Here is a 14,203-nt window from a genome sequence, read left to right as displayed (position 1 = left end):
TAATTATCTTTAAAATTAATAAAATAACGAGGTAATAAATGAATACAGTAGCCACAAAAGCGGTGACTTGGTCATCAAAATCAAGCTTTCTTTTAGCAACTATTGGTATAGCCGTTGGTTTAGGGAATATTTGGCGTTTTCCTTACGTGGTAGGCACCAATGGTGGCGCGGCTTTCGTACTGATTTACGTATTAACCTTATTGTGTTTTGCCGGGCCAATTATGGTTGCGGAGTTAATGATTGGTAGGCAAGGTGGTAAAGATCCTTTTTCTACAGTTGAAGACTTACGCGAGAAAAATTCTGCCAGTAAATATTGGCAGTTGATTGGCTGGTTAAGTTTGTTGATCCCGTTTATTGCTTTGTCTTATTATTGCGTAGTTGCCGGTTGGACCGTTGATTACACCTGGCAGTCATTACTTAATCGCTTTGAAGGTATTGATAATGTTGGCTCAAAACAATACTTTCAATCTGTTGCCGGCTCGGCCCCGCAAAGCATTGCATTATTTTTAGGTTTTATTGCCTTTACTATGTTTATTATTTCAAAGGGATTGAAAGATGGCCTAGAAAAAAGCGTTAAACTATTGATGCCCATGTTATTTATTATATTAATCTTTTTAGTTATCTATGCAGCTATAGCCGGTGATTTTGCAAAAGGCTTTGCTTATTTGTTTTCCCCTGATTTATCAAAAATAAATGCTGATGTGGTATTGGCGGCAATGGGACAAGCGTTTTTCTCACTAGGTGTTGGCGCTGGTAGTGTTATGGCATATGGTGGTTATCTATCAAAAGATATTTCTATTCCAAAATCGGTACTTACCGTCGCTTTTGCCGATACGTTAGTTGCTCTTTTAGCCGGGCTTGCAATATTCCCATTTGTATTTGCATTTGACTTAGCCCCGGCAAGTGGCCCTGGGCTTATTTTTGAAACTCTACCTATTGCTTTTGGGCAATTACCTGGTGGGCAATGGGTTGGATTGTTGTTTTTCTTTTTATTAGCTGGTGCCGCACTGACCACTGCATTATCAATGCTGGAATGTTTGGTACGATTTATAACGGATAAATACCAATTAACTAGAACCAAAGCAACATTAATAGCAGGCTCTGCCAGTGCAGTATTAGGTTTAGGCGCAGCACTGTCATTTAACCTATTAGCTGATTTTAAACCATTAGGGTTTATCGACTTTTTTAGTGGCAAAACGTTGTTTGATTTAATGGATTACTCAGTCGCTAATATTATGATCCCATTCAATGCGCTATTGATTGTATTATTCTGTGGTTGGGTGATGAAGAAGAAGGTAGTAGAAACTGAGTTTTCTCAGCAATCATCTGTATTATTTAAACCTTGGTTAGGGCTGGTAAGATATATCATTCCAATTGGCGTTCTAGCTGTATTACTTATCGGTTTATAGCTATACGAATTATATGACTAACCATAATTTAATTCAGAGGTGGTCGTTCGACTGCCTTTTTGTCTTTTAATACCAATTCCATTAATTATTACAAAAATTAGAAATCTATCATTGTAAATTACAATAAAATTGTTTCGAAATTTTAAGTAAAATATTAACATGAGTTATTAATAATAAAATTCCAACAACTCCAGAATTTATAATTTTGATAATCTTCGAGTTATTTATTTTTTACTGAATTTAATTGATTGAAATTTAAGAGAAATATTTATCTTGATAACAGTTTTTGATTATTAAGTGATATATATAAAAGTATATATCAAACCCGCAATAAATTATTTTTATTATATGCTTGACTCCTTTAGTGTGGTTACAGATGAGTAAAAACATAATAACAACTCATTAATAAAATAAATTCATTCAGAAAAATTATAAAAGATAATTCCCTCAAGCAAGGGTGGAGAGAACAAGATGAGTATGCAACACATTTCAAAGGTTAAAGCCATGCGTAATCCAATAGCAATGAGTGTAGCTCTTGCAATAGGTTTAACTAACCTGTCAGCTTTTGCAGAAGAAGCAACTACAGAAAACGTTGAAGAAGATGAGTTAGCGATTGAGCATGTAACCGTTACTGCTCGTCATAAAGTTGAAAGTTTACAAACAACGCCAATTGCAGTGTCTGCATTTGGCGCAGATCAAATTAAAGAAGAACGCATTAATGGTTTAGAAGATATTTCAAGCCGGGTGCCTGGTTTTCAAATGAATGCCTATAACTCGGCTGAGCCAGAGTTATTTATGCGTGGTATTGGTAGTGATATTGAAAGTGCCGGTGCTGCCGCTGCAATCGGTATGTATATTGATGGTGTATATATTTCTCGCGGTACTAGCGCGGTAATGGATTTATACGACTTACAAAGTGTAGAAGTACTTCGTGGTCCTCAAGGTACGCTTTACGGTAAAAACGTAGTAGGTGGCGCCGTTAACTTTATCACTAAACGTCCTGTAGATGGTGATATGGAAGGTAGCGCTGAAGTTACCGCTGGTGATTATGGATTAATGGAAGCGAAAGGGTATATTACTGGCGCTATATCTGACAGCGTTGCCGGTAAAATTTCTGTAGTATCTAAAACACGTGACGGTTACGGTAAAAATACCTATACAGGTAACGATGCCGATGTTGCTGAAAGTACCTCTGTTCGTGGTCAGTTATTATATACTGCCAGTGATGATTTAGAGATCCTTGTAACTGCCGCATCAAGTAGTGCCGAAGGCGTTCCTAAAATTAAACATATTGGCTACAGTGCAGGTCGTAATGAAGCGTTTATCAGTGAAGATGAACGAGAAGATTTAAGCAGTGTTGATAATGATGAAGAATCAGATAGCACAACATTTGCAGTACAAGTTGATTGGACAACTGGCATTGGACATTTAACCTCAATTACCGCGTACCGTGATAATGATTACAGCATTTATGAAAATGCAGCAGCAGGTTTAGTTGACTCAACCCAAAAGTTTGAGTGGTGTGGTGATTGGAGCACTGGAGATGTTTTTCCATGTGAAGACAACACAGTTGAAAATCAAGAAGACCTAGCATTAATTCAACCAGATGATGAATGGTTATCTTTAAAAGCAGAAGAGTCTGAGCAATTCTCACAAGAGTTTCGTTTAGCCGACGTTAGTGATGGTCCTTTAGGTTGGTTAGTCGGTGTTTTCTATATGACTGAAGACATTGATCGTAATGAGTCTGTAGATTATTGGTTTGATACTCAATGGGGTACAACAACCGGTAATATATACAACACTACGGTAAATGACACCACAAGCTATGCTGTTTTCGGTCAAGCAAGTTATGAAATAACCGATAAATTGTCTGCAACTGCTGGTTTACGTTGGTCTCGTGATGAGAAAGATTTCTCTGGTACTGCTGGTGGTAAACGCTTTGATAACTGTTGTGGTCATCACATAGATATTGATGGTAACTGGGTATTTGACGAATACGCTTTTGAAACTGATGATTCATGGGAAGAGTGGACTCCAAGTTTCAGCCTTGATTATCAAGCAACCGACGATACATTTTTATACGCATCAGTAGCTAAAGGCTATAAAGCTGGTGGCTTTAACGGCGAAGGTATGGAAAAAGCGGAAGAAGCTGTTATAGCCTTTAACCCTGAAACGGCTTGGAACTACGAAACTGGCTTTAAAACAAGAAGTTTTTCTGACAGATTACAAGTAAACGGTGCGTTATTCTTTACTGAGTATACCGACATTCAAACAACTGTTTGGGTAGAAACAGGTCCAACAACACCAGATAATTTGCAAGTATTTAACGGTACGGGTGAAGTAAGCGGTTTAGAACTAGAAGTAGTTGCATTAGTTACAGAAGGATTAACATTAAAAGGCAGCTATGGATTTCTTGATTCAGAATTTACCGAAGACTTTGAAGTTGACGGTGAAAACTTGAAAGGCAATAAAATGCGCCGCGCACCAGAAAACACCTTTAGCTTAAATGCAGTATATGAGTGGGGCATGGGTGAGTTTGCTGAAGCAAGTATCAGTGTTAGCTACCAGTACCAAGATGAGTACTTCTTCGATAACTCAAACGACCCGCTTACTCAAGTCGACTCAGAAAGTAATGTTGATGCAGTATTTATGTTACGCAGCTGGGAAGATACTTGGTCAGTGCAAGTTTGGGCTAAAAACCTTACTGATGAGCTAAATATTGCCTCTACAACAGTTTATGCGGCAATGGATGATACCGTGTATAACTCATACAAAGCGCCTCGTACTGTTGGTGTAACGTTCGGATATAACTTCTAGTAACTACACTGTTATACCGTTTTGAAGCCCTAATAACGGAGGTTGTTGGGGCTTTGTTATTTGCAACGTACGCTCACCATTTTATAAAATAGGACACAAATTATGTTATCGCTAAAAAGTTTACTGATTAGTCTAATCCTAATAATTACAATTACTCTATCTAATAGCTACCAAGCTCAAGCAGTAGCAGATCCGAGCGCAATTTATACCATCACCATTTGGAAAATACACCCGGGCAAGCATGTAGAATTTATTAAATACATGAAAGAGTGGGAAGAAGTATTCGAAGAAATTAACGAGCCACCAATGAAGTGGTACCGTAAAATTTCAGGTGACAGCTATGACTTTGTTAGTATCAGCCCGCCGTTTAATTATAAAGTTGAACAAGCGATGGAAGCAGCAGGTAAAAAACGCGGATTACCAATAGGCTATAACTATACGTTAAAGCTGAATGAATTTGCTGACAGTTACTCTAGCACTATTGTTGAAGGGCCACAGTCGATGGCGGATTTGCTTTCACAGATAAAATAATAAGCTTAAAAAGCTTGCTCTAGTATGCTAAAGAAAGTTTGGTCAAATAAGTTTGTTATTAGACCAAACTTTAGCTGCATATAACGTCCAACTTACGGGGCGTGAAAGGTAGTTTTCGCTGTAATTAAATTTTTATCAGTAAGATCTTCGAGGTTGAATTCAAAGCTAGTAAATTTTTTGTCGTACTCTTTTGGCGACAAAACAGACACCATAGCAACAGTTCTTTCTTGCGCACCAACAGAAACATATTTACCGCCTTTTATGGTGAAGTTGTCTAAACCAATCAGTTGTATTTCAAATTCTGCATTAGTCTTACTTTTGTTAAATATTTTTATTTGAAAGGTATTTTCAATCATCCTATCATCAACTTCTCGATATAAAACATTTCTGTCTTTTACTACTGAAACCTCAAATTGGCTGCGCTGACTTAACCAAAAAATAAATAAAGCTGAAATGGTTAATAAGATAAATGCATAGCTATACTTTATCGGTTGCTTATTATCAATTGAGATACTAGCACTGTATTTAATTAACCCTCTAGGATATGAAAACTTATCCATAGTTTGGTCGCATGCATCTATACACAAACCACAACTGATGCATTCGTATTGCAAGCCTTCACGAATATCAATGCCAACAGGACACACTTGTACACATAAATTACAGTCAACACAATCACCTAAATTATTAGGTTTTTTGCTGGTGATTTTTCTTGGTCCACGTCTCTCGCCCCGGGTTGTATCATACTCAACAACTTTTGTACTACTGCTAAACATTACCGATTGAAAACGTGAGTATGGGCACATATGTTCGCACATTTTTTCTCTGATCCAGCCAGCATTAATATAAGTACACAATGTAAAAAATACGATCCACAGAAACACCAAATTCGAAATATTAAAGGTTACTAAGTCAAAATATATGTCTCGAGCTGGCACAAAATAAGACATAAATACAGTGGCAGTAATAACGGCTATCAAAAACCAAATGCTGTGTTTTAATAGTTTAATCGCCACCTTCCTCAGTGTGGCTGGCATTTTGTCTAACTTGATTCTTTGTTGTCGATTTCCTTCAACCCTGTGTTCTACCCACAAATACATCATGCTCCAAATGGTTTGTGGGCATGTATAGCCGCACCAAATACGACCATACTTATTTGAAACAAAAAAAAGTGCAAAGGCAGAGAAAAGTAAAATCAATACAAAAATAAACATATCTTGTGGATAAAGCACCATAGAAAACAAGTTCAGACTTTGCACTTCAAGATCAAATAATATTGCCTGTTGGCCCTTATATTGAATAAATGGCAAAGCAATAAACAAAACGGTTAACAACCAACCTAAAGTTCGTCTAATAAGCTGATAGAAGCCTTTTTGTTCCTTTACGTAGACTTTATTATCAATATTACTGGTTTGAAATATTACTGAACTTGAGTTGGGTGCTATTTTTTGCATGATTAATTGCCTCACATTAATGATCCCCAATAAATATGCTGTCGCTATGACGCACTTACCTATGGGAGTTATGACGGCTATTTTAAATTTTCGAAGCGTGACGGGACAGTGACAATAAAATAAATTACAATGGGTACAGATTCGTCGTTGGTATTAGAAATGAAAGAGCATTTATTCCAAAGTTTAGTTGCCTACATTGAAAGTAAGATTAAGCAACAAATGTGGTTAGCAGGAGATAAACTGCCATCGATTAGAGTGTTATCTTTTGAGCATAACGTTTCTAAAAATACAGCTATACGTGCTTTAATAGAATTAGAAATGAGAGGGATTATAGAGGCGAAAGCTAAAGTAGGGTATTTTGTCTGTCAGGATAAGCCGAAGAATCTTCTTCCTGAACAGCTTTACCCTAAATTAACCCCCACTGAAGTTGCCGTACCATCCATTTTCTATGACATTATGCTGCGTAGTGCCGCGTTTGATATTTTACCCAAATCAACAGAACAAAGTATGTCTAGCCACTTAATTGAGTTGAATCGTCATATTGGTAGGGCTTTAAGAAATACTAGTCATAATGCAACCATGTACTATGATGCTCCATTAGGGCAAGAATCGCTTCGCATACAGATATCAGAGCGCTATAGGCTTCGAAACTTGAACCTTCATCATGATGATTTTTGTATCACTTCCGGTTGTCAACATTCATTATTTCTTGCTCTGTTAGTTACCTGCAAGCCAGGTGATAATGTAGCAGTTGAAAGCCCTGCATTTTATGGTGTATTACAATTACTTGAGCAATTAAAGCTTAATGTTATTGAAATATCAGCTTCCGCTGAATTTGGTTTAGACCTTTTAGAACTAGAAAAAGCATTAGTGAACTGGAAAATTAAAGCTTGTATTGTTACCCCTACTTTTGCGACACCCTCCGGGGCAGAAATGCCTGGCACGGCAAGACAACAACTGGTTAACTTCGCCAATCAATATGATTTTGCAATTATTGAAGATGATATATATGGCGAGCTATCTTTTAGTAAAGTGGTGGCGCCATTAAAATCGTTGGATACCTACAATAGAGTGATTTTATGCAGTTCATTTTCTAAGTCACTTTCACGTGATTTACGAATTGGTTGGATCGCAGCAGGCCGTTGGCAGAATAATGTTGTTCGGCTGAAACTGATCAGCCAATTAGCCAGTTGCCAAACCCAGCAACAAGGGATTGCGACTTTTATCAGCTCCGGTAATTACCGAAGACATTTGGATTTCTTTACCACTGTATTAGAGCATCAGAGAAATCAGCTAGTTTCAGCATTACAAAAGCACTGGCCTAAAGATATTCGCTTTACTGTTCCACTAGGGGGCATTGCTTTATGGGTTGAGCTTGATAAAAATATAGATACTGAAAAACTTTATAATGAAGCGATTAAGCAAGATATCGTGATCACACCAGGTAACTTATTTTCAATTTCAAATTATTATCGTAACTATATCCGGCTTAGTTTTAATCACCCAACGGTTGGAAAAAGATTAAAGGCGATTATTGAGCTAGGTAATATTTTAGCTATGAACAATACTGATACTTGCTTATAAAAGTCGGTCTAGTCTGATTTTAATGTCTATTTTAAACGCTACTATTAATTGTAGTTTTTTAAACCGCTTCTTACTTTGTCTTTAATAATATTTTCAGTTATATTTTTACTCTCTTTTGCATTGATATATAATTGTTAGTTATTGCCCGTTTTAATAACGTGAAATAATAGATTCTGCTCTATAGGATAATAAGTGATGATAAGTACCGAGATTACGGCTGCAGATATAAATTGGCCATGTAAACTAGACGATGAATTTAAGCAAAAACTGCTATCAATTGCAATTCCTGTTAAGGGCTTGCCAAATACTGAGGCATCGATTAACAATCCCTATTTTCGAGGGGTCTACTATATACACACTGGGTTATCATATTTATGTATAACATCACTAGATTTTAAACCATTAAATTGTGCAGTGTTTGGCGCTCAAAGCTGGCTCGGGGCGTTATTTATGTATAATCATCCTGAGATCCCTCTTCACTTAGGTGAAATCGAATCCGGAGAAATATTGTTTTTCCCGAAGAAGAAAATACAATTACTTTGCAATGAAACCGACCAAACCCACCGTTGGTTATTTCATATTGCCAGTTTTAATTCGCCTAAATTTTTTCAGATAAAAAAAATTCCTCTGTATAAAAAAGATATTCGGATCATCTATTATTTGTTGGAGTTAGCCGCTCAGAGTACTCAAATAAAGGGGGTGCACCCTAAAATAAATATTACCCAACAACAATTAAGTGATCTAAGCGGTATTGCCCGTCCCAGCGTAAACCGAGTGTTAAAAGAGTTAGAACAGGAAAACTTAATTACAAGCTCCCGGGGGAGCATAAATTTAAATGACCTGAACGGTTTAAGTGGCAGGCTAGAAGATGTTAACCTAGTTTTTAATGACCCATCTAGAATACTTTTATTAAACAATGCCAAATAATCCAAATATTTGGCATTGTTGTTTATTTGCTGTCTATATATTCACACTGACAAGCATCAAACCAGGCATCAGCCTCAGCATGCAATACATTAAGTCCATCAATGAATGCCCCCATAATTTCAGCTATCCTAATTGTATTATTTGATGCGGCCATTAATTCGATAGTTCCAGCTTGTTCGCTTAAAGTTTTTGCAGCCACATATGAGATACTGCCTTTAATTTTATGTGCGAGTTTTGCTACTTCACTATTATCTCCATTATTATAAGCCAGTATCAATGCATCTTTATCAATAGTTGAGTGCAGCATAAATACTTCAAGAAGTTCAACGGCCATTTGTTGATCATTACCACATGACTCCAATAGATTCTCTGCCAAAAATAGCCTAGTAGTTAAATTATCATTTGTTTCCGCAGTTAGTTTTGATTCATCTCCTGTACTTTTCAGACTTTGAGATAGAAACAACCACTTTCTTAACGCTGCGAGTAGACTTTGCGGTTTCAAAGGTTTTGCCAAGTAATCATCCATACCTGCAGTAAGACATTTTTCTTTATCCCCCTGCATTGCATTTGCTGTCATAGCAATAATTGGCACTGTAGAATATAGCTCGCCTGCAACAGCTGTTCGTATCTGAAGAGTAGTCTGGTAACCATCTAGTTCTGGCATTTGGCAATCCATAAAAACTAACGTATACGGTGCATCAGGTGGCGTTTTTTGAAGACTGGCAATTGCTTCTAGGCCATTGCCGGCAATATCACAACTAAGCCCTAGGCGTTTTAACATAGCTTTTAATACCATCTGATTTACCTGATTATCTTCTACTAACAGCAGCCTAGCTTTTGTGGGCCAGACGGGCAATGTATCCGGAATAACGTCTTGTAGGTTTGAAAGCTTAGGAGTATTTTTAAGCTCAACGAGTTTAAACAGCAAGTTGAACTTGAAACTGCTACCTTCGCCCAGCTCACTATTGACGCTTATATCTCCACGCATCAAATAACAAAGCTTTTTGCAAATAGTTAATCCTAGCCCTGTACCACCAAATTTACGGGTTGTGGATGCATCTACCTGTGTAAAAGAGTCAAATAAACCATCAATAGCTTCTTTCGGGATACCAATTCCTGTATCAGTTATGGTGCACTCAAACAGTAAGTTCTCCGCATTGAGTGGTTTCAACTTGGCATCAATTATTATTTTACCGACATCGGTAAATTTAATAGCATTACTAACCAAATTTAAAATTATTTGACGTAATCGACTTGGATCACCTTTGACCATGTTATGCTCTACGCCTTTGACATCAAGCAGCAATGTAAGCCCTTTTTCTTCAGCACGAAATGCTAATGTTTGCTTAATATCTTCTAATAGATCTGGCAAGTTGAAATCGAGTTCTTCAAGTTCAAGTTTACCCGCCTCAACCTTTGAGAAATCTAAGATGTCATTGATCAAGGTTAGCAATGTTTGCCCACTGTTTTGAGCGATCTTTACGTGATGTTGTTGCTCGTTTGATAAAGCACTGGTAGACAATAAGTCCAGCATTCCTAACACACCGTTCATTGGCGTTCGGATTTCATGACTCATGCTGGCGACAAATTCGCTTTTAGCAATATTTGCAGCTTCAGCATGTGCTATTGCCCGTTGCATTTTTTCCTCATAGCGTTTTCTTGCGCTGATGTCAGTTCTAATCGCGATGTAGGCTGTCGGCTTACCATCTTCGGCTTTAAACGCGGCAATAGTGGTTTCAACCCAATAAATTTTCCCATCTTTTGCTCTGTTGCAAATTTCATTGTTCCAGACGCCACCGGCTTTGACTGTGCGGTACATGTCTTGCCAAAATTTGTGACAATGTATACCTGAATTAAGCATGTTATGATTTTTTCCGATTAACTCATCTACCTGATAGCCACTGATATCGGCAAATTTTTGATTGGCATAGGTGATAGTTCCGCTAAGATCAGTAACTCCAACAATAGCGTGTTGATCTAATACATAACGTTGTTCGTTAAAGTCCAATAAAACTTGTTTTAACTTTAATTCAGCCTGTTTACGCTCGGTGATATCTAGCGCTACGCCAACCAACCCTTGGTTAGTTGCTGAAGTTATAGGTACCTTGGTGGTGAGGTAGTCGTGTAATCTTCCTGTTTTATTTGGAATCTGTTCTTCAAACTGGATAGTTTTACCTGCCGAAATTACTAATTTATCGGTTTCAATTATCTCATTGGCCACGGCAGGCGGAAACAATTGCGAATCAGTCTTACCCAGCGCAAATTCACGATTGATCCCGGTCGCTTGTTCAAACTGAGTGTTGACCATCTGGTGACGGCCCTGTTCGTCTTTGAAAAAGACCGGCCCAGGAACATTATCGATCACCATCTGTAATCGAGCTTCACTTAGCTGCAGATCATTTGTCCGTTGTTCAACTCTTCGTTCAAGTTGAGCTTGAGCCGCCAGTAATTGCCGGCTACTGCGGCTTGTTAACAACATGATCAGCAGACTTGAAAAAACTGCAGTGACAACGGTAATTATTAATGTCATTAGTACTACGGTCCTAGCACTATAATAGGCTTCCATCGCCTCATCCAAATCAATCTCGACTGCTATCCCCAGTCCCAGCGACTCATCCCATGACCAAGCACCAATTACTGGAACACCGCGGTAGTCACGATAACCGTGAATATCCAGGTCAGAGTTTCCTGCAATAGCACTCTTCGCCATTCGGGTTAGATCTTGCTTATCTTTGCTGATATTGGATTTATAACCGGCGACCAAATTTACACCGGGATCACGCAGTTGTATGGATAAAATGCTTTTATTTGTCGTTTGTAAGAGTTCTGTAGTTACTAAATCGCCATAAAAACGGCTGTCAGACAACATTTGTCCATGCCGGTTAAAAGAGTAGGTTTCGCCAGTTTTTCCTATTTGACCCAGCTGAAATAGACTAGAGAAGGTGCCGTGTGGATTAAAGCGTTCTGCTAGAACCGCCATCACATTACCTTGCAAGTCGCTAACAGGAACCATAAAAAACATTGTTGGTGGCATCACACTGCCGGCAATAGCTGAAACGCCTGCTATCGGGACGTCTGATTGAATAGGCGGAACCATAACTGCCTCGCCATTAAATGCCCTGCGTAATAAATCTGGACGCTGTTTTTTTATGAGATTGACCGCGCCTAAATTAGCATCACGCATTGAAAATATATTTGTACCGTCCGGAGCAATGATAAAAAATCCCAATCGATCCCCCCTTTCTTGTAAATCACCAAAGAGAGTTCTCAACTCCTTTAACTCATCGGTATTCTTAAGCTCAAAACCTTGTTGGTAGTTTTTAAGTTGCTGCTTTGTTTCGGTTATTACCTCTGTGTGGACTGCATGACTCTTTAGTTGCCTTTTTTGTTCGCTGCTCCACAGTTTCAATGCCTCTTGACTTGTATTAAGGACAGCCAGTAAAGAACCTTGCATATTTTGTTTTACTTTATCTTCAATATTCTCTAATGCCCACCAAGCTAGTATTATTGCAACAGCAATGAGTATTCCATTTACAAGCGTAACTAAACTTCGGTTAATCTCTGGTGATGGCAATTGATCAGTGAGTCGACTTTTATTTTTACGGTTAAGCCTGCGAAATAATACGAATATTATGGCGAGAAACACAAGGAAGGCCAAAATTGCCAGCAGTAAGTTTTGTGGTTGCAATAATAAGTTCTGTTGCACAGCGTTCTTTTTATTAACTATTATTTTGGCTTTTACAGGCATAAGCCAACGATCTTCAATCACTTTCAGCTCATCATCAGAAAGGTCATCCATCGCTTTTTCTAAAATGGCAACTAACAGAGGCCAATCTTTGCGTACTGCCAAGCGGATCTTGGAGTCTTCTTTTTCCGGTGTTACAAGTTCAGTTGCTACCTTAAGGTTATTAAGCATTAACTTGCGTCGTAAATTGATAAATATTGTTCGCGCGCTTGTAGTTGCGTCTACCTGGCCAAAAGCAACAAGCTTTAGTGCTTCTTCATAATCATCTACAGTGATTATTTTTATTCTTGGAAAGTTCTTTTTGAACAGTGCAGAACTTGCGTTTCCTTTTACTAGAGCTACCGTGCGTCCAATCAAATCCTGTGCGCTGTTTACCGGTAGGGTATCGTTACGCGTTACAATAACACTCCCTGAGTCTTTATAACCTTGGGTGAAGTTTAAAAACGTTTCTCTTTCTTTAGGGAAGTTTAAAGCTGAGGGGATCAGATCCAATTCTCGGTTCTTTGCCTTGTTCAATAGTTCTGTGAATGAGTCATAGACAAATTCTAATTTTATCCCAAGGCGCTGAGCCAATAACTTGATATAGTCTATAGAATAACCCGTGGCTTTACCTTTGATCTGAAAAACATAAGGGGCAAAATCGGAGGTATAACCCACCCGTAATACCGGGTGCTCAGCTAGCCAGTATTGTTGTTTTTTATTAAGCCCCTGGAAAAACTGAGATTCGAACCGGGAATTCCCTACTTGCTGCTGGTAGATAAAGTCTCCCCAGTCACTGCTGTTAATTAATCCGGCTCGACGATAGGTATCGGCAATATCGGTAAAACGGCGAGGAACTATGCTGCCAAGTGGAATTTTATCGGGCATGATCAACTGTGCCGTCTTTTGAGCTTCAAACTCTAGCCTTGACTGGCTCAGGTTTGGTTTATATTTTTCTCGGATCAGCTGAATAATTTCATCTGGGTGTTTTAGTGCATATTGCCAACCTTTAGTAGTGGCACGGATCATAGCATCGACTCTGCTCGGGTGTTCTTTGATTTCACTTTCAGTCGTAAATAAATTATCGCCATACAAATTAATGTCAAAATCTCTCGGCTCAATCGCATTTATTTTATATCCAGCTTGCCTTAAATCAAATAACTGAGTTGTTGAATAACTTTCAAGCGCATCTGTATTACCGTTTTTAAAAGCGCTTAAATCATAGCTTGGCGCTAGATTGGATTGATCAATTTTTCCTATTGAATCCTGTAACATAAGATGTATAGAATGATCGCCAGTATCTTCACCTCTCATGATAAGTTTGCCCTTTAGATCATAAGGGCTAGTAATTCCCGAATCAGCTAGGGTAGTTAGCACTCTGGGCGAGTACTGAAATATCTGCCTAAGCAGTACTACAGGCTCGCCACTTAACCTGTTTAATAACAGGCCTGCATCAGCAACGCCATAGTGAGCTTCACCTGAAAGTACGGGGGCAATAAATCCTTTCTCAGTATCCAACTCTTTGAGTACAACATTCAAATTTTCTTCGGTGTAAAAGCCTTTTTCTATTGCTGCATAATAGCCTGCAAATTGAAATTGGTGGGACCATTTCAACTGAATGATAACCCGTTCGGCCTCAATGGGAACTGCCGCAGATAGAGGTTTTACTATCATGAAAGATGCAACGGCAATGAAAATTAAGTGATGAATTTTAACTAAAAGTTTGGATTGGATGCTATTTTTAAAAGGATGCATTA

At 38.3% G+C, this 14,203-nt stretch carries 7 protein-coding genes; 5 read left to right on the top strand and 2 right to left on the bottom strand.

Features of this window, described 5'->3' with window-relative positions; all coding sequences use genetic code 11:
- Window positions 1–38 precede the first annotated feature (38 nt).
- The 3 genes from RGQ13_RS14700 to RGQ13_RS14690 all read left to right on the top strand — a co-directional run bounded on the left by RGQ13_RS14700 (window position 39) and on the right by RGQ13_RS14690 (window position 4,757).
- Window positions 39–1,409: a sodium-dependent transporter gene (locus tag RGQ13_RS14700; RefSeq protein ID WP_348390498.1), complete on the top strand. Its 1,371-nt coding sequence runs from the start codon at window positions 39–41 to the stop codon at window positions 1,407–1,409.
- Between the two features lie 471 nt (window positions 1,410–1,880).
- Window positions 1,881–4,226, top strand: a complete 2,346-nt coding sequence (locus RGQ13_RS14695) for a TonB-dependent receptor (protein WP_348390497.1) — start codon at window positions 1,881–1,883, stop codon at window positions 4,224–4,226.
- Between the two features lie 102 nt (window positions 4,227–4,328).
- Window positions 4,329–4,757 carry a hypothetical protein gene (locus RGQ13_RS14690; RefSeq protein ID WP_348390496.1) on the top strand — a complete coding sequence of 143 codons (429 nt, stop codon included), beginning with the start codon at window positions 4,329–4,331 and terminating at the stop codon, window positions 4,755–4,757.
- Window positions 4,758–4,849: 92 nt separating this feature from the next.
- Here RGQ13_RS14690 and ccoG read toward each other — a convergent pair whose 3' ends face one another.
- Entirely contained in the window at window positions 4,850–6,211 is a 1,362-nt protein-coding gene (gene ccoG, locus RGQ13_RS14685) for a cytochrome c oxidase accessory protein CcoG (protein WP_348390495.1), read from the bottom strand.
- A gap of 159 nt (window positions 6,212–6,370) precedes the next feature.
- Between ccoG and RGQ13_RS14680 the strand changes: the two genes are divergently transcribed.
- Both RGQ13_RS14680 and RGQ13_RS14675 read left to right on the top strand, forming a co-directional pair.
- Window positions 6,371–7,795 carry an aminotransferase-like domain-containing protein gene (locus RGQ13_RS14680; RefSeq protein ID WP_348390494.1) on the top strand — a complete coding sequence of 475 codons (1,425 nt, stop codon included), beginning with the start codon at window positions 6,371–6,373 and terminating at the stop codon, window positions 7,793–7,795.
- Between the two features lie 195 nt (window positions 7,796–7,990).
- The gene (locus tag RGQ13_RS14675; RefSeq protein ID WP_348393412.1) at window positions 7,991–8,722 is read left to right on the top strand and encodes a Crp/Fnr family transcriptional regulator; all 732 of its coding nucleotides are present in this window, start codon (window positions 7,991–7,993) and stop codon (window positions 8,720–8,722) included.
- A gap of 22 nt (window positions 8,723–8,744) precedes the next feature.
- Here the strand turns inward: RGQ13_RS14675 and RGQ13_RS14670 are convergent, their stop codons facing one another.
- Window positions 8,745–14,201 carry an ABC transporter substrate-binding protein gene (locus tag RGQ13_RS14670; RefSeq protein ID WP_348390493.1) on the bottom strand — a complete coding sequence of 1,819 codons (5,457 nt, stop codon included), beginning with the start codon at window positions 14,199–14,201 and terminating at the stop codon, window positions 8,745–8,747.
- Window positions 14,202–14,203 lie beyond the last annotated feature (2 nt).

Source organism: Thalassotalea psychrophila (assembly GCF_031583595.1).
Taxonomy (GTDB): domain Bacteria; phylum Pseudomonadota; class Gammaproteobacteria; order Enterobacterales; family Alteromonadaceae; genus Thalassotalea_A; species Thalassotalea_A psychrophila.
This window is presented reverse-complemented; position numbering and strand designations above follow the sequence as displayed.